The organism is Bifidobacterium samirii, assembly GCF_003952945.1.
GTDB lineage: Bacteria > Actinomycetota > Actinomycetes > Actinomycetales > Bifidobacteriaceae > Bifidobacterium > Bifidobacterium samirii.
This window is the reverse complement of record NZ_QXGK01000010.1, coordinates 1-22,412: the sequence shown is the minus strand read 5'-3', so window position 1 is coordinate 22,412 and position 22,412 is coordinate 1. Positions and strand designations below refer to the sequence as shown.

Annotated in this window: 19 protein-coding genes; 16 read left to right on the top strand and 3 right to left on the bottom strand. The window is 68.6% G+C overall.

All coding sequences use genetic code 11. The features are described 5' to 3' along the window. Positions 1–38: 38 nt before the first annotated feature. Both D2E24_RS05980 and D2E24_RS05975 read right to left on the bottom strand, forming a co-directional pair. Positions 39–740: an ABC transporter ATP-binding protein gene (locus tag D2E24_RS05980; protein ID WP_125968416.1), complete on the bottom strand. Its 702-nt coding sequence runs from the start codon at positions 738–740 to the stop codon at positions 39–41. 58 nt (positions 741–798) lie between these two features. Next, positions 799–2,613 (bottom strand): FtsX-like permease family protein, encoded by a 1,815-nt coding sequence (locus D2E24_RS05975; RefSeq protein ID WP_125968415.1) that lies wholly within the window; start codon positions 2,611–2,613, stop codon positions 799–801. Between the two features lie 220 nt (positions 2,614–2,833). Between D2E24_RS05975 and D2E24_RS05970 the strand changes: the two genes are divergently transcribed. The 13 genes from D2E24_RS05970 (at position 2,834) to D2E24_RS05910 (ending at position 17,253) form a co-directional block, all read left to right on the top strand. Next, positions 2,834–3,721 carry a TrmH family RNA methyltransferase gene (locus tag D2E24_RS05970; RefSeq protein WP_125968414.1) on the top strand — a complete coding sequence of 296 codons (888 nt, stop codon included), beginning with the start codon at positions 2,834–2,836 and terminating at the stop codon, positions 3,719–3,721. A 90-nt stretch (positions 3,722–3,811) separates the two neighbouring features. Continuing rightward, the gene (pheS, locus tag D2E24_RS05965; protein ID WP_125968413.1) at positions 3,812–4,912 is read left to right on the top strand and encodes a phenylalanine--tRNA ligase subunit alpha; all 1,101 of its coding nucleotides are present in this window, start codon (positions 3,812–3,814) and stop codon (positions 4,910–4,912) included. 6 nt (positions 4,913–4,918) lie between these two features. Then, positions 4,919–7,525, top strand: coding sequence for a phenylalanine--tRNA ligase subunit beta (gene pheT / locus D2E24_RS05960; protein ID WP_125968412.1), 2,607 nt, complete (start codon positions 4,919–4,921; stop codon positions 7,523–7,525). 189 nt (positions 7,526–7,714) lie between these two features. Then, on the top strand, positions 7,715–8,419 hold the full coding sequence (locus tag D2E24_RS05955; RefSeq protein WP_125968411.1) for a hypothetical protein: 705 nt from the start codon (positions 7,715–7,717) through the stop codon (positions 8,417–8,419). 153 nt (positions 8,420–8,572) lie between these two features. Further along, positions 8,573–9,667, top strand: a complete 1,095-nt coding sequence (gene argC, locus D2E24_RS05950) for an N-acetyl-gamma-glutamyl-phosphate reductase (protein WP_125968410.1) — start codon at positions 8,573–8,575, stop codon at positions 9,665–9,667. Continuing rightward, complete coding sequence (gene argJ / locus D2E24_RS05945) at positions 9,664–10,833, top strand: bifunctional glutamate N-acetyltransferase/amino-acid acetyltransferase ArgJ (protein WP_125968409.1); 1,170 nt, start codon at positions 9,664–9,666, stop codon at positions 10,831–10,833. The genes argC and argJ overlap by 4 nt, the downstream gene beginning before the upstream one ends. A gap of 52 nt (positions 10,834–10,885) precedes the next feature. Further along, entirely contained in the window at positions 10,886–11,842 is a 957-nt protein-coding gene (gene argB / locus D2E24_RS05940; protein WP_125968408.1) for an acetylglutamate kinase, read from the top strand. After that, the gene (locus D2E24_RS05935; RefSeq protein WP_125968407.1) at positions 11,832–13,154 is read left to right on the top strand and encodes an acetylornithine transaminase; all 1,323 of its coding nucleotides are present in this window, start codon (positions 11,832–11,834) and stop codon (positions 13,152–13,154) included. The genes argB and D2E24_RS05935 overlap by 11 nt, the downstream gene beginning before the upstream one ends. A gap of 56 nt (positions 13,155–13,210) precedes the next feature. Further along, positions 13,211–14,176 carry an ornithine carbamoyltransferase gene (argF, locus tag D2E24_RS05930; protein WP_125968406.1) on the top strand — a complete coding sequence of 322 codons (966 nt, stop codon included), beginning with the start codon at positions 13,211–13,213 and terminating at the stop codon, positions 14,174–14,176. Further along, the gene (gene argR, locus D2E24_RS05925; protein ID WP_125968405.1) at positions 14,173–14,688 is read left to right on the top strand and encodes an arginine repressor; all 516 of its coding nucleotides are present in this window, start codon (positions 14,173–14,175) and stop codon (positions 14,686–14,688) included. Before argF ends, argR begins: the two co-directional genes overlap by 4 nt. A 79-nt stretch (positions 14,689–14,767) precedes the next feature. Then, the gene (locus D2E24_RS05920) at positions 14,768–16,006 is read left to right on the top strand and encodes an argininosuccinate synthase (protein ID WP_125968404.1); all 1,239 of its coding nucleotides are present in this window, start codon (positions 14,768–14,770) and stop codon (positions 16,004–16,006) included. A 697-nt stretch (positions 16,007–16,703) separates the two neighbouring features. Then, on the top strand, positions 16,704–17,036 hold the full coding sequence (locus D2E24_RS05915; RefSeq protein ID WP_206430938.1) for a hypothetical protein: 333 nt from the start codon (positions 16,704–16,706) through the stop codon (positions 17,034–17,036). Between the two features lie 7 nt (positions 17,037–17,043). Then, positions 17,044–17,253 carry a DUF3791 domain-containing protein gene (locus D2E24_RS05910; protein WP_125968403.1) on the top strand — a complete coding sequence of 70 codons (210 nt, stop codon included), beginning with the start codon at positions 17,044–17,046 and terminating at the stop codon, positions 17,251–17,253. Between the two features lie 150 nt (positions 17,254–17,403). Here D2E24_RS05910 and D2E24_RS05905 read toward each other — a convergent pair whose 3' ends face one another. Beyond that, a complete protein-coding gene (locus D2E24_RS05905) occupies positions 17,404–18,603 on the bottom strand; it encodes an IS110 family RNA-guided transposase (protein WP_125968402.1) in 1,200 nt (399 codons plus the stop codon). A 343-nt stretch (positions 18,604–18,946) separates the two neighbouring features. Here D2E24_RS05905 and argH point away from each other — a divergent pair, with 343 nt between their 5' ends. From argH to D2E24_RS10450, 3 genes are all read left to right on the top strand, one after another. Then, positions 18,947–20,422: an argininosuccinate lyase gene (gene argH, locus D2E24_RS05900; RefSeq protein WP_125968401.1), complete on the top strand. Its 1,476-nt coding sequence runs from the start codon at positions 18,947–18,949 to the stop codon at positions 20,420–20,422. A 333-nt stretch (positions 20,423–20,755) separates the two neighbouring features. Next, entirely contained in the window at positions 20,756–21,295 is a 540-nt protein-coding gene (locus D2E24_RS05895) for an HD domain-containing protein (RefSeq protein WP_125968400.1), read from the top strand. Positions 21,296–21,298: 3 nt separating this feature from the next. Then, the gene (locus tag D2E24_RS10450) at positions 21,299–22,198 is read left to right on the top strand and encodes a putative ABC transporter permease (RefSeq protein WP_206430937.1); all 900 of its coding nucleotides are present in this window, start codon (positions 21,299–21,301) and stop codon (positions 22,196–22,198) included. The last annotated feature ends 214 nt before the right edge of the window (positions 22,199–22,412 follow it).

The following is a 22,412-nucleotide window of genomic DNA, read 5'->3' as shown; positions in this document are numbered from 1 at the left end:
GGAGCGTCGCCCTTCATCATGTTGTTGGGCGGCCGACGTCACGCCTTGCGGCGGCGCAGCGGGGCCAGTTCGAACACCTCGTCGGATGCGGCGGCGACCTCCGGACTGTGCGTGACGATGATCACGCAGCGGTTCTGCTCGTGCGCGAGCGAACGGAAGATCGCCATGATGTCCTCCTGCGTGGCGATGTCGAGGTTGCCGGTCGGCTCGTCGGCCACGATGACCGGCGGATCGTAGCTGAGCGCGCGGGCGATCGCCACGCGCTGCTGCTCGCCGCCCGACAGGTGCAGGATGCGCTCGTTCGCGTATTCGGCGGGCAGGTGCACCTGGGCGAGCAGGTCGCGTGCGATGTCCTGCTTGGGACGCTCGAAGCGCTTGCCGGACGCGTCCATCGACAGGATGATGTTCTCCGCGACCGTGAGCCCGGGCAGCAGGTTGAAGCTCTGGAAGATCACGCCGATGTCGCGGCTGCGGTACGCGTAGCGGTCCTTGCCGGCCAGGTCGTCGCCGTTGTGGAGCACGCGGCCCGCGGTGGGCACGGCCAGACCGGAGATGAGCGACAGGAGCGTCGTCTTGCCCGCGCCGGACGGGCCGGTGATCGCGTGGACGCGGCCGGGCAGGAAGTCGTGGCTGACATGGTCGAGGACGCGCTTGCCGCCCTTGGTGTAGGCGTAGCCGACGTCCTGCAGGCTCAGCACCGGCGTCGTCTCGTCGGGATGATTCGGGGTCGGGTTGGTCATGATGGGTTCCCTTTCAAGGTAAGGCTCGATGATGGCTCGGATGGGTGCGGACGGTCCGTCACGACCGGTCGGCGAGAATCTGGAGCGGCTCGTACCGCATGACGAACACGACGGCCGCCAGCGCCGCCACCAGCGTCAGCCCCAATCCGATGAGTATGAGCCTGCCCACGACGCCCAGATCGATGGTCGCGTCGACCGATGAGACGTAGTCGGCAGCCTTCGAGAAGCCGGCCATCATGCCGCCCGGCGCACCGCCCGGCTGCGACGGGGCCGCATCGGACGAGCCGTCGCCGGAACCGGCTGCGGCATCGGACGAACCGGAACCGGACGACCCGGACGAATCGGCGGAACCGGAGGCATCGGGCGAACCGGGCGCGCCGCCCGGCGCCTGCATGTCGCGGCCGAACTGGGCCTGACGGTCGGACTGCTGCGACTGCTGCTGCTCGACCTGCGCGGCCAGCAGACGGTTCGACACCGGCACCGAGGCGACCGCACCCACGCCGGCGCCCAACGCGAGGCCGATCATCGTGACGATGAGCAGCTCGAGCGTGAACTGGGCGGCGACCTTCGCCTTGCGCACACCGATCGCGGTGAGCACGCCCACCTCGTACTTGCGTTCGCGCACGTTGAACAGCGTGATCGTCACCAGCACCACGGCGCCCACGGCGAGCACGACCGCCAGCAGCGTGAACGCGAAGTCGGACAGGCTGTCGAGCGGGACGAGACTCGACTCGTACTGGTCGACGTCGGCGGAGGAGACGGTGTAGTCGTCGTCGAGACCGGCCTTGGCGACGTCGGCGACGAACGTCTCGTAGTCGTCCTTGCCGGCGAACACGTACGTGTAGCTCAGCTGCGTGGAGGACGCGGCGGACGAGTCGGACGAATCGGACGAATCGGAGGAATCGGACGACGAGTCGGTCGAGGACGTGGAGGACGTCGAATCGGCGTCGAGGCCGATCGAGGCGAGCGTGGACACCGACGTGTAGATCGCGTTCGCCGGGTCGGACGCGGCGGACGCCATCGGCCCGCCCTGCATGCCGGAGGATTCCGTGTCGTTCTCGTAGATGCCGACGACGGTGAACGTGTACGTCGTGTCCTCGTCGGACGCGTCGGCGAGCGTGATCTCGTCGCCCACGTCGACGCCGTCGAAGTCGGCCAGCTCCTGGGAGATGATGACGTCGCCGTCGGAGTCCTCGCCGTAGCCGAACACCTGGCCGTCGTCCATCGTGAACGTGCCGTTGGCCGCCGCCGCGACCGCCTCGTCGGAGGAGAAGCCGACGAGTGAGAAATCGCCGGACTGCACGGCCATGCCGCCGCCCATGCCGCCGCCCATGCCGTCGGACGGGTGGCCGTCGGCGGAACCGGGGGCGTCACCGGAGGAATCGGCGGACGAGTCGGAGGAGGACGAATCGGAGGAGCCGGACGAGGACGACGTCGAATCCTCGACCGGCTGGAACGTGTCGGTCGCCGCCAGCGCCGCCGTCTCGGTGTAGTACGTCGACCTGACCGCGTCGGACGCGGCCGCATACGACTCGTAGTCGGCCAGCGACAGCTGTTTGCCGGCCAGCGCGTCGCGCATCGACTCGAAATCGGGCGGCGACGACGGCTGCGCGTCGGCGGAATCGGTGGAATCGGACGAGTCGGACGCGTCGGCGTCGGCACGCATGTCGCCGATCGCCTTGGACCGGTCGAACGAGATCTGCGCGGTGATGACCGTGTCCGCCAGACCGGTCTCGCGGGCGCTCGCCGCCGCCTGCCGGATCGCCAGGCCGATGGTGGCCGCCGTCGCGATGATGGCGACGATGAGCGCGATGAGAATGTTACGCCCCTTGTTGCGTATGACGTTGCGCCATGCGTTCTTCACTACGAACATGGAAGTTCCCCTGTGTCGGATGCTGTGGATGCGGCGCGGCCGAACTCGGGCGGCCCGCCGCATCCCATCCAACCGGCCGCCGGTGGCCGTGTCCTGCACGCGGGCCGAAGCGTTCCCGGGAGCCACCCGGCAGCTTCCCGGACGGTTCCTGAACGTTCTCTGAATCCCATTGCCGCCGTCGGCCGGCGTTCGAGACCGGGCATGGGGTAGGGTAGCGGGTATGCCGATTACCGCAACCGTGCTCGCCAATCCGAAGGCCGAGCGTATCCGCCGCACCGCCGACCTGACCAACCGCAAGGCCCGCGAACGCGCCGGCCGGTTCCTCATCGAGGGGCCGCAGTCCGTGCGCGAGGCCGTCGCCCACCATCCGAACGTCGTGACCGACCTGTACGTCGAGGCGAACGGCACCACCCCCGACGCCGCGTTCGCCAACCCGACCGTCGCGAAGATCGCCGCCAAGGCCATGGCCGCCGGCGTCTACGTGCACAAGGCCACGCGCGACGTGATCGACCGCATCAGCTCCGACGCGCAGGGCATCGTCGCCGTGGGCGACCTCGAACGCATGCGCGATGCGCTGCGCTACGACCCGGCCGACGGCGCCCGTCCGTTCGTCGCCGCGTTCTGGCAGGTGCGCGACCCGGGCAACGCCGGCACCGTCATCCGCGCCGCCGACGCCGCCGGCTGCGACGCCGTCGTGTTCGTCGACGACTGCGTCGACATGTTCAACCCCAAGGTCATCCGCTCCACCGCCGGCTCGCTGTTCCACCTGCCCGTCGTCACGATGGGCACCGACGCGTTCCTCGCCTGGGCCGCGTCCCACGATACGGACGTCGTCGCCGCCGACGTGTACGGCACCGAGGACCGCCGCCCCGAATCCCTGCCCGACGTGCTCGCCGCACGCCGCGCCTCCGGCTCCGAAGCCGCTGGCGCGCCGGACCGCGGCGAGGCCGTCCTGTTCGGCAACGAGGCGCGCGGCCTGCCCGCCGCCATCCTCGACCAGGCCGGACGGATCGTGTCCATCCCGCTGTACGGCAAGGCCGAATCGCTCAACCTCGGCACCAGCGCCGCCGTCATGCTCATGAGCCTGGCGATGGCCCGCCGCGCCTGAGCCGCAGGGCGGGAAAACCATACACCGCAACGGCCCTATGTCGAGTCGTGACACGACAATGGGCAGTTGGCAAAACGCTTGAAAACGCGCATGTTTCCATGCGCCGAGAGGTATCCAGACAAGGAAAGGTCGCTCGTGGCAGAAGTGCTATTCGATGCGCAGTCGGTGACCGACGCGGTCACCAACGGCATCGCGAACATCGAGAACGCCTCCACCTCGGAGGAACTGAAAGCCGTCAAAAGCGAAGTCATCGGCGTGCTGACCCAGGCCAGCAAGGCCATCGGCAAGCTCCCCGCCGACCAGAAGAAGGACGCCGGCAAGCTCATGGGCCAGCTGCGCGCCGACTTCGGCCGCGCGTTCGGCGCCAAGGAAAGCGCCGTCAAGGCCCAGGAGGAGGCCGCCGCGCTCGCCGCCGAGACCGTCGACATGACCCTGCCGGTCGCCCGCAAGCCGCTGGGCGCCCGCCACCCGCTGTCGCGCGTCATCGAGGACATCGAGGACTTCTTCGTGTCCATGGGCTGGCAGATCTCCGCCGGCCCCGAAGTGGAGACCGAATGGTACGACTTCGACGCGCTCAACTTCGGCCCCGACCACCCCGCCCGCCAGATGCAGGACACCTTCTACGTCAAGGGCAACCAGGCCAAGGATGCCGCCGGATTCGTCGGCTCCAACATGGTGCTGCGCACCCAGACCTCGTCCGACCAGGTGCGCGCCCTGCTCACCCGCGGCGTGCCGCTGTACATCGCGTGCCCCGGCCGCGTGTTCCGTACCGACGAGCTCGACGCCACCCACACCCCGGTGTTCCACCAGTGCGAGGCGCTCGCCGTCGACAAGAACCTGACCATGGCGGACCTCAAGGGCGTGCTCGACAAGCTCGCCGTCGCCATGTTCGGCCCGGAGGCCAAGAGCCGCCTACGCCCCAGCTACTTCCCGTTCACCGAGCCGAGCGCCGAGCTCGACCTGTGGTTCCCCGACAAGAAGGGCGGCCCGGGCTGGATCGAATGGGGCGGCTGCGGCATGGTCAACCCGAACGTGCTCAAGTCCGCCGGCATCGACCCGAACGTGTACACCGGCTTCGCGTTCGGCGTCGGCATCGAGCGCACGCTGCTGCTGCGCCACGACATCAACGACATGCACGACCTCGTCGAGGGCGACGTGCGATTCAGCGAACAGTTTGTGATGGGGGAGTGATTGCCCATGCCCATGATCGATATTGACTGGCTCAAGGACCACGTCGAGACCCCGGCGGACCTGACCTACGAGCAGCTCGCCAAGGACCTGGTGAAGGTCGGCCTCGAGGAGGAGGAGATCCACGCCTCCCAGGTGACCGGCCCGATCGTCGTCGGCTACGTCGTCGACGCGACGCCCGAACCGCAGAAGAACGGCAAGGTCATCAACTGGTGCCACGTCGACTGCGGCGATGAATGGAACGAGACCGACGAGGACGGCAACAAGGTGCCGCGCGGCATCATCTGCGGCGCGCCCAACATGAAGGCCGGCGAGAAGGTCGTCGTGACGCTGCCGGGCGCCGTCCTGCCGGGCGACTTCCGCATCGAGCCGCGCAAGACCTACGGCCACATCTCCAACGGCATGTGCGCCTCCGAACGCGAGCTCGGCCTGGGCGACAGCCACGACGGCATCATCCTGCTGCGCGAATACGGCTTCACCGCCGAGGAATACGAGGCCCTCAAGCCCGGCGACGACGCGATGAGCCTGCTGCACCTCGACCAGCCGCTGCTGGAGATCAACATCACCCCGGACCGCGGCTACGCGTTCTCCTACCGCGGCGTCGCCCGCGAATACCATCATTCGACCGGCGCCGCCTACACCGATCCGGCGCTCGCGCTGGCCGAGGCCGCCCCGGACGTGACCGGCGACCCGTCCATCACGCCCGACATCGAGATCGCGATCGAGGACGACGCGCCGATCCACGGCGTGCCCGGCTGCGACCGCTACTACGCGCGCGCCGTGCGCGGCTTCGACTCGACCGCCAAGACGCCCAACTGGATGCGCCGCCGCCTCACCCGCGCCGGCATGCGCTCCATCTCGCTGGCCGTGGACGTGACCAACTACGTCATGCTCGACCTGGGCCAGCCGATGCACGCCTACGACATGGACAAGATCGAAGACCCGATCGTGGTGCGCCGCGCCCGCGAGGGCGAGCGCCTCGTCACGCTCGACGGCAAGGACCACGAGCTGAGCGTCGAGGACCTGCTCATCACCGACTCCCCGAACGGCGAGCGCGGCTCGCGCATCCTGGGTCTGGCCGGCGTGATGGGCGGCCTGTACGGCGAGGTGACGGCCGAGACGAAGAACATCCTGCTGGAGGCCGCGCACTTCGACCAGGTGTCGATCGCGCGCTCCGCCCGCCGCCACAAGACCCCGTCCGAGGCGTCGCGCCGCTTCGAGCGCGGCGTGGACACGCGCCTGCAGCCGGCCGCCGCGCAGATGGCCGCCGACCTCATGTCCCGCTATGCGGGCGGCGAGGCGAGCGCCACGCCGGCCGACGTGGACCATGTGGGCCTGCCGCGTCCGATCGCGTTCAAGGCGTCCGAGGTGGCCCGCGTGGCCGGCCTCGACGTGGATGTGCAGCGCATCAGCGACATCCTGACCGACATCGGCTGCCGTGTGGCCGGCGGCGGCAACGGCGAGTTCTCCGTCGTCGCGCCGAGCTGGCGTCCGGACCTCAACGAGGCGTGCGATCTGGTCGAGGAGGTGGCCCGTCTGGTCGGCTACGACGAGATCCCGGTCACCGTGCCGCCGGCCCCGGTCGAGGGTCGCGTGGGTCTGACCCACGAGCAGCGTCGCCGCCGCGAGGTCGCCAACGAGCTGGCCGAGTACGGCATGGTCGAGGCGCTGAGCTACCCGTTCGTGGGTGACGAGGACTTCAAGGCCCTCGCCTACGACGTGGATGCGATCCGCCCGGTGAGCGTCGAGATCGCGAACCCGCTGGCCGGCAACCGCCCGTACCTGCGCCGCGACATCCTGCCGACCCTGGCGGGCGTGGTGCAGCTCAACCTGCGCCGCGGTCTGGAGAACGTGAGCCTGTACGAGATCGGCCACGTCTACCTGTGGGATCCGCAGGCCCCGGCCATCCCGGCGCTGCCGGGCGGCGTGCGTCCGACCGACGAGCAGCTCGCCGCGCTCGACGCGGGCCTGCCGGCGCAGCCGATGCACGTGGCCGGCATCCTGACCGGCCTGGCCGAGAACGACGGCTGGATGGGCTCCAAGCGCGCCGTCGACTGGTCCGACGCAGTCGAGGCCGTGCACCGCATCTCCGACCGTCTGGGCGCCGGCCTGACGCTCGACCAGCCGGCCGCCGCCGACGTGCCCGCCCAGTGGCATCCGGGCCGTGCGGCGCGCGTCATGGCGGGCGACCAGGTCGTCGGCATGGTCGGCGAGCTGCACCCGCACGTGAACGAGGCGCTCGGCCTGCCGGAGCACTCCGCCGCGTTCGAGCTGGACCTGGACGTGCTGTTCGCGTCGCTGGACGGCAAGCCGGTGCAGGCCAAGCCGATCTCCACGTTCCCGCCGGTCAAGCAGGACCTCGCGTTCACCGTGGCCGACTCGGTGAGCGCCGCCCAGCTGGAGGCCGTGATCCGCGAGGCCGCCGGCGACATGCTCGAGTCGATCGAACTGTTCGACGTGTTCACCGGCGAGCAGCTGGGCGAGGGCGTCAAGTCCCTCGCGTTCGCCGTCGTGTTCCGCGCGCCGGACCGCACGCTGGCCGCCGAGGACAGCGAGGCGATCCGCAAGGCCATCGTCGAGAAGGCCGCGGAGCTGGGCGCGCAGCTTCGCGCGTAGCGATATCGACGCCGCGCCCCGCACGACGGGGCCGTCATACGGTAGCATGGCCGTCGTCGGCCCGGCCTTCGGGCCGGCCGCGGCGGCCGCCGACGACGGTCCGGTCGTGCGGGGCGCGCGCATATCCGACGACGTGCGCGCCGTGCGACGCGCATATGCACTTATCCGAACGGACGAAGGAGGTCCGACATGGACGAATCCGGGCAGCGTCCCGCCGACGAGGGCGGCCAGCCGCAGTACGGCCGGTACCACCAGCCCGAATACGGGGCGATGGCCGGCCAGTATCCGGCCGGCTACGACCCGTACGTGTACGGGCGTCCCGACCCGGAGCCGACGGACGGAGCGTCCGCGGCCGCCGGCCAGCCGGGCGCGGACGGCGTGCAGGGCATGCCGCAGCAGCCGTCGCAGTACGGGCAGCCGGGCTACGGCCAGCCGAATCCGTACGGATGGAACGACCAGCCGAATGCGTACGGCCAGAATGGTCAATCGGGCCAGCCGAACCCGTACGGCCAGCCGGGCTACGGGTGGAACGGCCAGCCGTACGCTCCGCAGCAGCCGCACCGCATCATCAACGGCATCGACGTGGACGATCCGGCGTCGAACCCGTTCTACGGCAAGTGGGACCTGCTGGCCGTGATGGCGTTCGTGTGCGCGCTGTTCCTGCCGATCCCGCTGCTGCCGACCATCATGGGCGCGATCTCGATGAAGCGCGTGCGCGTGCTGCATATGCGCGGATTCTGGCTCGCGTTCGCCGCCGTGGCGATCAACGTGTTCTACACGATCATGATCGTGTGGCTGGCGATGAACGGCATGACCGCGTTCGACCTGTACCAGGAGATGCTCTCGACGATGATGGGCGGCTCCGGCGGCTCCGACGGGTCGATCACCGCCTGACGGACGCCGATCGGGGCGATGTCCCGACGATGCGGGCCGTGCGTCGCGCCGGTGGGGGCGCGACACACGGCCCCAATGCATAATTATGCAATGTCGTGAATAAAGCGTATGGTGGCCGGGTATTCGAAAACCGTCAAGAAAAGAGAGCACGACATGGCGAAATACACGGTGGCCGTAGCCGGCGCGACCGGTTACGCCGGCGGTGAGGCCCTGCGCATACTCGCGGCCCACCCGGACTTCGAAGTGACCTGCGTGGCCGGCCACTCCTCGGTGGGGGACAAGCTCGGCAGGCACATGCCGCACATCCCCCAGCTCGCCGACCTGACCGTCGAGGACACGACCCCCGACGTGCTCAACGGCCACGACGTGATCATCCTCGCCCTGCCGCACGGCGCATCCGGCGCGCTGGCCGCCGAACTCGACCCGCAGGCCGTCGTCGTCGACCTCGGCGCCGACCACCGCCTCGAGGAGCAGGCCGCATGGGACGCCTACTACGGCGGCGACTTCTACGAGCACTGGACCTACGGCATGCCCGAGCTCATCGTCGGCAAGGACGCGGACGGCGCCTACCTGCGCCAGCGCGACGCGATCCGCGGCACCAAACGCATCGCCGGACCGGGATGCAACGTCACCGCCGTCACCCTCGCCATGCAGCCGGGCGCCGCCGAAGGGCTCATCGACCCCAAGGGCGTCGTCGCCGACCTGGCCGTCGGCTACTCCGGCGCCGGCAAGAACCTCAAGCGCACCAACCTGCTCGCCGCCGAGGCGCTCGGCTCCGCCGTGCCCTACGGCGTGGGCGGCACCCACCGCCACATCCCCGAGATCCTGCAGAACCTCGCGCACGCCGCCGGCCTGACCGCCGCCGACGCGGAACGTTTCACGCTCGGTTTCACGCCGATCCTCGTGCCGATGTCCCGCGGCATCCTCGCCGTCGTCTCCGCGCCGATGACCGACAAGGCCGCCGCCATGGACGACCAGGCCATCCGCAAGACGTGGACCGACGCCTACGCCGGACAGGACTTCATGAACGTGCTGCCCGAAGGCGTGCTGCCCGCCACCGCCAACATCGTCGGATCGAACGCCGCCCACATCCAGGTGGCCGTCGACCGCAAGGCGAACCGCCTCATCGCGTTCGCCGCCATCGACAACCTCAACCGCGGCACCGCGGGACAGGCCGTCCAATCGCTGAACATCGCACTCGGCCTGCCGGAGGACGCAGGCCTCACCAAGATCGGAGTAGCACCGTGAGCGTGACATTCGCACAAGGCTTCCGCGCCGCCGGCGTCGCCGCCGGCATCTCCGCCGTCGAAGGCAAGAAGGACGTGGCCCTCGTCGTCAACGACGGCCCCCTCGACGCCGCCGCCGGCGTGTTCACCTTCAACCGCTTCTGCGCCGCCCCCGTGCGCTGGTCGCGCAAGGCCGTCGCCGACGGCCGCATCAAGGCCGTGATCCTCAACTCCGGCGGCGCCAACGCGTGCACCGGCGAGGCCGGCTACGCGCAGAGCGAGGCCACCGCCAAGACCGTCGCCGACCTGATCGGCGCCAAGGCCGGCGACGTGGCCGTGTGCTCCACCGGCCTCATCGGCGAACTGCTGCCGCTCGACAACGTGCTCGCCGGCGCGAAGGCCGCCCACGCGGCGCTCGCCGACGACGACCAGGCCGGCGCCGACGCGTCCCACGCGATCATGACCACCGACACCAAGCCCAAGACCGTGCGCCTCGAAGGCGCCGGCTACCGCATCGGCGGCATGGTCAAGGGCTCGGGCATGATCGCCCCGCAGCTGGCGACGATGCTGTGCGTCATCACCACCGACGCGGTCGTGTCCGCAGGTCAGCTCCAGGCCGCGCTGCTCGCCGGCGTCGACACGTCGTTCAACCGCATCGACGTCGACGGCTGCATGTCCACCAACGACACCGTGCTGCTGCTCGCCTCCGGCGCCTCGGGCGTCGAACCCGACCCGGACGAGTTCAACCGTCTCGTCGCCGACGCCTGCGCCTCGCTCGCCCGCCAGATCATCGGCGACGGCGAGGGCGCCAGCCACGACATCCGCATCAGCGTCACCGGCGCCACCAGCGAGGAGGCCGCGCTGGCGTGCGGCCGCGCCGTCGCCGCGTCGAACCTGCTCAAGTGCGCGATCTCCGGCAACGACCCCAACTGGGGCCGCATCGTCAGCTCGCTGGGCACCGTGCCCGCCGACGTCGCCCCCTACGACCCCGACAAGGTCACCGTCGACGTCAACGGCGTGCGCATCTGCGAGAACGGCGGCGCCGGACGCGACCGCAGCGAGGTCGACATGACCCCGCGCGAGGTCCACATCGACATCGACCTCAACGCCGGCGACGCGCAGGCGACCGTCTGGACCGACGACCTGACGCACGAATACGTCCACATCAACGCCGACTACGAAAGCTGACACGGGCGGGGCGGGAGGCCCCGTCCCGTGGGATGAAAGCCGGAAGGAAGACATGACCAAAGAACTGAAGGGACCTGGGTTCCATTTCGACGTGCACACCGACCTGCGCGCCGACCAGAAGGCCGAAGTGCTCATCGAGGCGCTGCCGTGGCTCGAGGAGTTCGCCGGACAGCGCATCGTCGTCAAGTACGGCGGCAACGCGATGATCGACGACCATCTCAAGCAGTGCTTCGCCGAGGACATGGCGTTCCTGCGCCAGGTGGGCATGCACCCGGTCGTCGTGCACGGCGGCGGCCCGCAGATCTCGCAGATGCTCAAGACCCTCGGCATCAAATCCGAGTTCAAGGGCGGCCTGCGCGTCACCACCCCCGAGGCGATGGACGTGGTGCGCATGGTCCTCACCGGCAAGGTGTCGCGCGAGCTCGTCGGCCTGATCAACGCGCACGGTCCGCTCGCCGTCGGCCTGTCCGGCGAGGACGGCGGCCTGTTCTCCGCCATGCAGCGCCGGCCCATCGTCGACGGCAGGCCGATCGACGTGGGTCTGGTGGGCGACGTGGTCAGCGTCGACGCCTCCGCCGTCGAGGACCTCATCAACGCCGGCCGCATCCCCGTCGTCTCGTCCGTCGCCCCCAACGAGGACGATCCGACCGAGGTGCTCAACGTCAACGCCGACTCGGCCGCCGCCGCGCTCGCCGCCGCGCTGGGCGCGCGCAAGCTCGTCGTGCTCACCGACGTCGACGGCCTGTACGCCGACTGGCCGGACCGCAACTCGCTGATCGGCCGCATCGGCGTGGAGAACCTGCGCGACATGCTGCCCGACCTCGAGACCGGCATGCGCCCCAAGATGGAGGCGTGCGTGCGCGCCCTCGACGGCGGCGTGCCCCAGGCGCACATCATCGACGGCCGCCAGCCGCATTCGATCCTGAACGAGATATTCACCACCGCGGGCATCGGCACGATGGTCGTGCCCGAGGACGGTGTGGAGATGAGGAGCTCCTATGTCCACTGAGAACACCGCACACAACGCCGCCGGTGAGCCGCTCGAGACGCTCGGCGAGACCGGCGCCGCCTGGCTGGGGGAGTACTCCCAGGTCCACATGAACGTGTTCGGCACGCCGCTGCGCGTCATGGACCACGGCCAGGGCACCCGCGTGTGGGACGTCGACGGCAACGAATACCTCGACTTCCTCGCCGGCATCGCCGTCAACTCCGTCGGCTACGCCCACCCCACGTGGGTGCAGGCCGTCGCCGAACAGGCCGCCAAGGTCGCGCACGTGAGCAACTACTTCGCCACCGAGCCGCAGATCCGCCTCGCCGCCAGGCTCGTCGAACTCGCCGGCGCGCCCGAAGGCTCCCACGTGTACTTCGGCAACTCCGGCGCCGAAGGCAACGAGGCCGCCATCAAGCTCGCCAAGCTGTACGGGCGCACCCTGCCCGGCGCCACCCCGTCGATGGGCGGCAAGCCGGCGCGCATCATCGCCCTGAGCCACGGCTTCCACGGCCGCACCCTCGGCGCGCTCTCCGCCACCTGGAAGCCCGCCATCCGCAAGGCGTTCGAGCCGCTCGTGCCGAACATCGAATTCGTCGAGGCGTCCGACGTCGCCGCCCTGCGCGAGGCGTTCGCCCAGACCGGCCCGGGCCGCTACGGCAAGGGCCCCGTCGCCGCCGTCATCATGGAGCTCATCCAGGGCGAGGCCGGCGTGCGCCCGCTCGGCGCCGACTACGTCAAGGCCGCGCGCGCGATGTGCGACGAGCACGGCGCGCTCCTCATCATCGACGAGGTGCAGACCGGCATGGGCCGCACCGGCTCCTGGTTCGCGTTCCAGCGCGAGGACCTGTCCGGCGGCATCACCCCCGACATCGTCACCTTCGCCAAGGGCGTCGCCGGCGGCTTCCCGATGGGCGGCATGATCGCCTTCGGCGCCAAGCTGTCCGCCCTGTTCACCCCCGGATCGCACGGCTCCACCTTCGCCGGCAACCCGCTCGCCGCGGCCGCCGCGCTCGCCACGATCGACATCATCGACGGCGAGAACCTGGTCGCCAACGCCGAGGCGCGCGGCATCCAGCTGCGCGACGGCATCGCCGCCTGCGGCAACCCGCTGTTCGACTCCGTGCGCGGCCGCGGCCTGCTCGACGCGGTCCAGCTGACCCACCCGTGCGCGCACGCCGCGATGGCGTGGGCGCTCGAACACGGCCTGATCGTCAACGCCGTCGCCCCAGACGCGCTGCGCATGGCCCCGCCGCTCAACGTCACCGCCGAGGAGGTGGACGAGGCCATCGCCGTGCTCGCCCGCATCCCCGCCGACCTGCCCAACGACTGACCGCACACCCGACCCGTACGGCCCGCCCGTACGACCGACCCGAAGGAGACCACACCATGACTCCGCAACTGCGCCACATGCTGCGCGACGACGACCTGACCCACGAGGAGCAGAAGCAGGTGCTCGAACTGGGCATGAAGTTCCGCGAGAACCGCTTCTACAAGCAGCCGTTCGCCGGCCCCCAGGGCGTCGCCGTCATCTTCGACAAGCCGTCCACCCGCACCCGCTCCAGCTTCTCCATCGGCGTGGCCGAACTGGGCGGCTACCCGCTCGTCATCGACAAGTCCGGCTCCCAGCTGGGCCGCGGCGAGCCCGTCGCCGACACCGCCCGCGTGCTCACCCGCATGGCCTACGGCATCGTGTGGCGCACGTTCGGCCAGGACCGCGTCGAGGAGATGGCCAAGTACGCCGACTGCCCGGTCGTCAACGCCCTCACCGACGAATTCCACCCCTGCCAGATCCTCGCCGACTTCCTCACCCTCGCCCAGTTCAAGGGCGGCGTCGACGCGCTCAAGGGCATGACCATCGCCTACCTGGGCGACGCGGCCAACAACATGTCCAACTCGTACCTGCTCGGCGGCGCCGTCGCCGGCATGCACGTGCGCGTCGCCGGCCCGCACGGCTACCTGCCCGACCCGGCCATCGTCGCCGACGCGGAGCGCATCGCCGCCGAGAACGGCGGCTCCATCCTCGTCACCACCGACCCCAAAGAGGCCGTCGCCGGCGCCGACTGCGTCTTCACCGACACGTGGGTGTCGATGGGCGAGGAGGCCGAATACGCGATCCGCTCCAAGCCGTTCTGGCCCTACCAGGTCAACGACGAGCTCATGGCGCTCGCCAAGCCCGACGCGCTCTTCCAGCACTGCCTGCCCGCCTACCGCGGCAAGGAGGTCACCTCGTCGGTGATCGACGGCCCGCAGTCCGTCGTGTGGGACGAGGCCGAGAACCGCCTGCACGCCCAGAAGGCGCTGCTCACCTGGCTCGTCGGCTGGCAGCGCGGCGACGAAAGCCTGCTTGCATGAGCGAATCCACGCCGCTGCAGCGGCCCACGACCCGCGCCGCCCGGCTGAGCATGATCGAGGAGATCCTGCTCAGCCACGTCATCACCTCCCAATCCCAGCTGTCGGGCATCCTCGCCGACGAAGGGGTCGAGGTGACGCAGGCGACGCTCAGCCGCGACCTCGACGAGATCCACGCGATGAAGACGCGCCTGGCCGACGGCACCATCGCCTACACGGTCGGCGCCGACTCGCGGCACGAGTCGCACGGCGCCGGCATCGGGGCGAAGGCCGAACAGCAGATGGCCAAGGTGCTCTCCGGACTCGTCACATCGGTCGCGGCCGCGAACAACCTCATCGTCGTGCACACGCCGTCCGGCGCCGCCCAGTACGTGGCGAGCGTCGTCGACAAGCAGCCGATCGACGGCGTGCTCGGCACCATCGCCGGCGACGACACGGTCATGGTGATCTGCACCGACGGCGAGGCCGCCGCCGACCGCAGCCGATGGCTGCTGGCACTCGCGTCCAAAAGCTGAAACGACGACACGACCAAAGGTGCATATATACAGACCTGTGCATATACTTGCATCCGGTTCGACTTACAGAAAGGCAATCATGAGCGATAACAACCGCATCGTGCTGGCGTACTCCGGCGGTCTCGACACCTCCGTCGCCATCGCGTACCTCAAGGACCGCACCGGCAAGGACGTCGTCGCCGTCTCCCTCGACGTCGGACAGGGCGGCGAGAGCCTGGAGACCATCCGCCAGCGCGCCCTGGCCTGCGGCGCCGTCGAGTCCTACGTGGTCGACGCGCGCGACGAGTTCGCCAACGAGTACTGCATGAAGGCCCTCAAGGCCAACGCCATGTACGAGGGCGTCTACCCGCTCGTCTCCGCCATCTCCCGCCCGCTGATCTCCAAGCACCTCGTGCGCGCCGCCCACCAGTTCGGCGCCGACACGATCTCCCACGGCTGCACCGGCAAGGGCAACGATCAGGTGCGCTTCGAGGTGTCCATCGCGTCCATCGACCCGACCCTCAAGGCCATCAGCCCGATCCGCGACCTGTCCCTGACCCGCGACGTCGAGATCGCGTTCGCCAAGGAGCACCAGCTGCCGATCACCCAGACCGAGAAGAGCCCGTACTCCATCGACCAGAACGTGTGGGGCCGCGCCATCGAGACCGGCTTCCTCGAGGATCCGTGGAACGGTCCGACCAAGGACTGCTACGCCTACACCGACGACCCGGCGTTCCCGCCGGTCGAGGACGAGGTCGTCATCGAATTCAAGGAAGGCATCCCGGTCAAGATCGACGGCCGCGACGTCACCCCGCTGCAGGCCATCGAGGAGATGAACCGCCGCGCCGGCGCGCAGGGCATCGGCCGCATCGACCTCATCGAGGACCGTCTGGTCGGCATCAAGTCCCGCGAGCTGTACGAGTGCCCGGGCGCCGTGGCGCTCATCACCGCCCATCAGGAGCTCGAGAACTGCTGCCTCGAGCGCGAGCAGCACCGCATCAAGCGCGACATCGACAAGCGCTGGGGCGAGCTGGTCTACGACGCGCAGTGGTTCTCCCCGGCCGTCGCCTCGCTCAACGCGTTCATCGAGGACACCCAGAAGTACGTGTCCGGCGAGATCCGCATGACCCTGCACGGCGGCCGCGCCGTCGTCACCGGCCGTCGCTCCGACACGTCGCTGTACGACTACCGCCTCGCCACCTACGATTCGGGCGACACCTTCGACCAGAAGTCCTCCAACGGCTTCATCGACATCTACGGCCTGCCGTCCCGCGTCGCCGCCGCCCGCGACGTGCGCTTCGGCAACGGCATCGAAGTGCCGAACAACGTCGTCGAGTAGTCCGAGTAGTTCGGTGCTCCGCCGCGCTCTGAGCGCCGGCGGAACCTGACACGACCACTGATGGGGGTTCTCTCGTCCGAGAGAACCCCCATCGTCGTATATCGGGGCGATGCCGGTGCCTGCGGTCTCTGCGTGATGTCGCGAATCCGGCGTGGAAGCATCGCGTGTGTGACTTCCGGGGATGGAATCGCCTTGGAACGCAGTTACGGAACACTGGAAACCCGTTGCAGGACGGTTCCGTGGCACGGCGCATGCCACGGAACCGCGCCAAGCGGTGTTTCCGATACTCCGTGGCGATGAATCGTGCCACGGAATCCGGAAAACGGCTTATCTGCGATTGCGTGACAGGAACATTGCCAGGGAATCGTGCACGGGTGGATTTTGGCATTCCGTGACAAGGGCAGTGCGTGCGGAACCGCTGGAAAATCAACGATTCCGCAATTGCCCGTATATGAGGGTCAGGGAAAGACTTGTCACGGAATCAAGGAATCGATCAATTCCGCATTCCCTGACAGGAACATTGCGCACGGAATCGGAGAATCGCATGAATCATGCACTCCGTGGCATGGAGAGGACCACGGAACACACCGTCATTGGGAATGAACGATTCCGTGCATAATGCATCGGCAAGAAACATACTGCATCACCGCTCCTATGGTGTTGATTCGAGTCCCGGACACCAGCCGATGACGGTAAGATGACAGGCAGGGTGGCGGCGGTCACTGAATGGCAGCATCGCAAGGCGGCTGCCGGGACGGTTGCATTACGTGGAGGTGTTGAGCCTATGAACAGAATCCCGCATTACGCCATCGACTACTACAACAAGGCGGTGGTGAGCCGCATCATCGACAAATACGACTACGCGCCCATGGACGCGGTACGCAGTTTCCTCATGTCCGAAACGCACGGCCTGCTCGAGGACGAGGACAATGGTCTATGCGCGTATCCGGCACGGGCCATCTTCGACATGTGGGAGGCCGAACGGATCACGGGCGACCCGCGGAACTGCGCCAGTCTGCGTGGGGAATGAGGAAGTGATGGATAAGGAAACCGAGTTCTTCATGCTGCTCATCGAAAGCTACGCACGCGAACGGAACCGTCCCACTTCGGATGTGCTGCGTGAGTGGGACGAGCGTGGAATCACGCAGGAAATCCGCGACATGTACGAGACATACCATCAGGAAAGCCTGCGTAACGCATACGAGGACATCGACCATCTCATCGCGACCGGCCGCCATAAGTGGTGAGAAGCGAACCGCGTCACGCAGCGGACGTGGGGGGGTGTTCCTATGTTTTTGTCAACTCCGTAGAGGGTTGGCATATCGGGGTCTCGGTGGCCGTTTGCGGGCGCGCTTCGCCTTGCCGGCCGGTCCGGTGCTTTGTCCGTCGTTCGGTTTTCAGGCGGCGAGGATGGGATCTTGGTAGAGGGTTCCGTTTTTGAGCATGCTGTAGATCACGTCGCAGCGTCGGCGTGCGAGGCAGATGATGGCGGCGTTGTGGTGCTTGCCCTGTTCCCGTTTGCGTTTGTAGTAGGCGATCGATGGCGGGTGCTTGGTGCTGGCGACGAACGCGGTCTGCCACAGCGCGTTCTTGAGACGCTTGTTACCGCCGCGGGCCGGCCGTTCGCCCTTGATGCTGGTGCCGGATTGGCTGGTGACCGGCGCGATGCCGGCGTACGCGGCGAGGTGGGCCGCGCTCTTGAAGTTGGCGATGTCGCCGCCGATGCCGAGGAGGATGCCGCTTGCGGTCCTGACGCCTATCCCGGGCATCGACGTCAGGACCGTGAGAAGAGGGTGGTCCTCCAGAAGCGTCTCGACCTGACGGCCGATCTCGCGTCGCCGGTCCTTGATCGCCTTGATGTCGCGGGCGAGCGCGGGGATGATGCTCTCCGCCATGAGCGCGCCCGGCACGGTGACGGTCTGCTCGCCGATCGCGCGGAACATGTCGTCGATGATGGTGCCGGCGCGAAGGCCGTTGGCCTTGGCCCACGCCCTCACGTTCTGGACGCCTGCCTTGTTCATGCCCGCGGGGCCGCCGTAGTGTTCGAGCAGGGCGAGGGTCGAGTCCCGCGCGATCCTCTCGCCTTTGAGCGCGCGTTCGAACGCGGGGTGGACCTGCAGGAGCAGGCCGCGCGCCCGGTTGATGTGGCGGGTGGCCTCGTGGGCGAGGTCCTCGTCGTGTCCCGCCAGCATCCTCAGGGCGGCGAGGGTCTCGTCGTCGCTTCCTGCGTCTTTGAGGGTCTCGGGCAGTTTGAGGGCGGCCCATGCGATCACGCGCGCGTCCCTCCGGTCGGTCTTCGCGCTGCCGGGCAGGAGCTGGGCGGCCTTGCGCATCGCGCCTCCGGGAAGGTAGGCGACGGCGATCCCCATGCTTCTGGCCACGGTCAGGGGCAGCGAGCCGATGGTGTTGGGCTGGTCGACGACCAGTAGCGGCCGGCCTCGTTCGGAAAGCCTTTCCAGCATGGTCCGGATGGCTTTCTCGTCCTGTCTGACCGGCTTGTCGTAGACGGTGGCGCCGTCGCGGTCGAGGGCATGCGCGTGGTGCGCGCTTTTGCCTACGTCCAGGCCGATCCACACGTCGATGTCGTCCGGGGTCATCGTCGTTCCTCCCGTCTGGGGATGTTCCGTGGCCGCCGTGGACTGGGATGGAGTCCGGGCGCCCGCGCCGCAGCCACATTACGCGGGGCCTGCGCCGCGAGTCCCTGGGGCATTCGTGCGACCGGCCTGGTTCCTATCAGCGGTCTGCGGACGTCCCCGCTCCCGGCGACAGCACCCCCCGGATCATCAGCGACAGGGCGAGAGAGTCATACCGGAACCGGCGACCGGGTCCTGACTATCAGAACCTACTAAACATGGTAATGAGGCAATGGCGGCATTGGCTGATAGGCTTAGCCTGTTTCGCAGAGCACAGCATCAACGCATTGCAAGGAGAGAACACAGCATGGCTGAGCAGTCCGAACACCTCGCCCTGTGGGGCGGCCGTTTCACCTCCGGCCCGTCGCCCGAACTGGCGCGTCTGAGCAAGTCCACCCAGTTCGACTGGCGTCTGGCCGACGACGACATCGCCGGCTCCCGCGCCCACGCCCGCGCCCTCGGCCGCGCCGGCCTGCTCACCGCCGACGAGCTGGAACGTATGGAGAACGCGCTCGACGAACTCCAGCGCAGCGTCGACTCCGGCGCATTCGCCCCCATCGAGGACGACGAGGACGAGGCCACCGCGCTCGAACGCGGCCTGCTCGCCATCGCCGGCGACGAACTCGGCGGCAAGCTGCGCGCCGGCCGCTCCCGCAACGACCAGATCGCCTGCCTCATCCGCATGTGGCTGCGCCGCCACAGCCGCATCATCGCCAAGCAGCTGCTGGCGCTCGCCGTCGCGCTCATCGAACAGTCCGACAAGGCCGGCCGCGCCGTCATGCCGGGCCGCACCCACATGCAGCACGCCCAGCCGGTGCTGCTCGCCCACCAGCTCATGGCCCACGTCTGGCCGCTGCTGCGCGACGTGCAGCGTCTCGCCGACTGGGACAAGCGCATCGACGCCTCCCCGTACGGCTCCGGCGCGCTCGCCGGCAACACGCTTGGCCTGGAGCCGGTGGCCGTGGCCCGCGAACTGGGCTTCACGAACGTGACCGCCAATTCGATCGACGGCACCGCGTCGCGCGACCTGGTCGCCGAGTTCGCGTTCATCGCCGCGATGGCCGGCGTCGACATCTCCCGTCTGAGCGAGGAGATCATCATCTGGAACACGCAGGAGTTCGGCTTCGTGCGCCTCGACGACGCGTATTCGACCGGCTCGTCGATCATGCCGCAGAAGAAGAACCCGGACATCGCCGAGCTGGCGCGCGGCAAGTCGGGCCGTCTGATCGGCGACCTGACCGGCCTGCTCGCCACGCTCAAGGGTCTGCCGACCGCGTACGCGCGCGACCTGCAGGAGGACAAGGAGGCCGTGTTCGATCAGGTCGACACGCTCGAGGTGCTGCTGCCGGCGTTCACCGGCATGGTCGCCACGATGACCTTCGACACGGAGCGTCTGGAGGCCGAGGCGCCGACCGGCTTCGCCCTGGCCACCGACATCGCCGAATGGCTCGTGAAGAACGGCGTCCCGTTCCGCCACGCGCATGAACTGTCGGGCGCGTGCGTGAAGATCGCCGAGGAGCGCGGCCAGGAGCTGTGGGACCTGACCGACGAGGACTTCATCGCCGTGTTCGACGGCTTCCTGCCGGCCGATCTGGCCCCGCAGGTGCGCGAGGTGCTCTCCACCGAGGGTTCCGTCTCCGCCCGCAACGGCAAGGGCGGCACGTCGCCGCTGCGCGTGCGCGAGCAGATCGTCGCCGCCAAGACCGCGGTCGAGACGCTGCGCGCGTTCGCGAACTCCGTCTCCGACGGCCCGGCCTACAAGGCCCCCGAATCCCTGCGCTAAGGCACGCCAAGGCACGCTAAGACAGGGGAGAGGCTCCCGCGCGATGGTCCCGACCGGGGCCGGTCGTACGGGAGCCTCGTCATGTCCGGGTCCGGTGCTGCGACGCCGCTCGCCGGAATCCCGGCGTCACGGCCGCGTGTGAGCCGACCATCGCCGCATCATCCCCGACACCCGTTCCATCATCCTCACGGACGAACGCATCGCGGCGTTCCGCGTCCTAGAATCGGCAACGGAATCCGCGGAACCGATGGCATCAAAAGGAGCCGATCGGGTCCACGGAATCTGACAGCCAAGAGATGACCGACGAATGACCGACGGAAGGGGACGGACGCAATGCTCACCCGTACGCAGATCCGCGCACTGGTCGACGAACACGGCCGCGACATCATCGAACACGAGCATATGCGCATCGAACGCGGCTGCTACCAGCATGGCAGCGTCACCACGTTCGCCCATTCGATCCGCGTGGCCTGCCTGGCGGTATGGCTCGCCGACCGGCTGCGGCTGTGGCGGCGCGTCGACGCGCGTTCGCTCGTGCGCGCCGCCCTGCTGCACGACTACTTCCTGTACGACTGGCACGACTGGGACGACGGCGAGCATCGCCTGCACGGATTCACGCACGGCGGCGCGGCGTTGCGCAACGCGATGCGCGACTTCCGTCTCAACCATGTGGAGCGCGATTCGATCCGCTGCCACATGTTCCCGATGACGCCCAAACCACCCACCTACGTGGAGGGCTGGTTGGTGACCATGTCCGACAAGCTCAGCGCGACGCGCGAGACGGTGAGTCTGTCGCGCTTCGACAATCCGCGGCTCATGGGCGGCCGCGGCCGGGGCCGTGTCCGCGCGCCGCGTGCGGGAAGGCGGGGCTGAACGATGCTGATGGTCGAGAAGCTGTTCCTGTGGTTCCTGTTCTACAGCTGCTGCGGTTGGGTGTACGAGTCGATCCTCGTGTCGGTGCAGCAGCGCCGGCCGGTCAACCGCGGCTTCCTCAACGGCCCGCTGTGTCCGATCTACGGTACGGGCGCGGTGCTGGCCGTCGTGTTGCTGGGCGACGTGCGCAGTCCGGTGCTGGTGTTCCTGATTTCGGCGTTCGGCGCGAGCGTGCTCGAATACGCCACGTCGTGGGTGATGGAGCGTCTGTTCCACGCGCGATGGTGGGATTATTCGAATTTCCGGTTCAATCTCGACGGCCGCATCTGCCTGCTGGGCGCGGTCGTGTTCGGCGTGGGCGGCGTGGTCATCACCGGCGTCGCGCAGCCGCAGGTGGAGCGTTGGACCGACATGCTGCCGCTGCCGGCGATGCATTGGCTGTGCGTCGTGTTCTTCCTGCTGCTGGTGATCGACACGGCCGTCACCGTGGCCGGCGTCGCCGACCTCGACGACCGTCTCGACCGGATGGCCGAGATGATGGCCCGGTACGGCGAGCTGGCGCGCGACGCGGTCGGCGACGCCGTGGCCGACGCGCAGGAGCGGCTCGGCCAGGCCGCCGACGACGTGCGTTCCGGTGTGAAGGCGGGCGTGCCGGGCGTGGTGTCCGGCGCGGTCGCCGATGCGATGGCCGACGCGCACGACCGTCTGGGCGAACGCTGGCAGGCGGGCCGCGGCATGTCGGTCGAGCTGATGATGAGGATCCGCGACGCCGCCGATTCGGCGCTCAACTTCCAGCAGCGGCGCATGATCGCCTCGTTCCCGAAGCTGCGCACCGAACGCCACGGCGAGACGCTCGCCCAGCTGCGTGACACGCTGGAACGCCTCTACCGCCGCGGCCGCTGACAAGGCCGGACGGCCGACGCCGTCAACCATCGGACGACATGTGCGACGCGAGACGGACGAGACGTCCTATACTTGTAGCCGGTGGCTCCCCATTACCATGTTTAGTAGGTCCCGATGGTCGGGACCGGGTCGCCGGTTCCGGTATGACTTTCTCGCCCTGTCGTTGATGATCCGGGGGGTGTCGTCGCCGGGAACGGGGACGCCCGCTGACCGC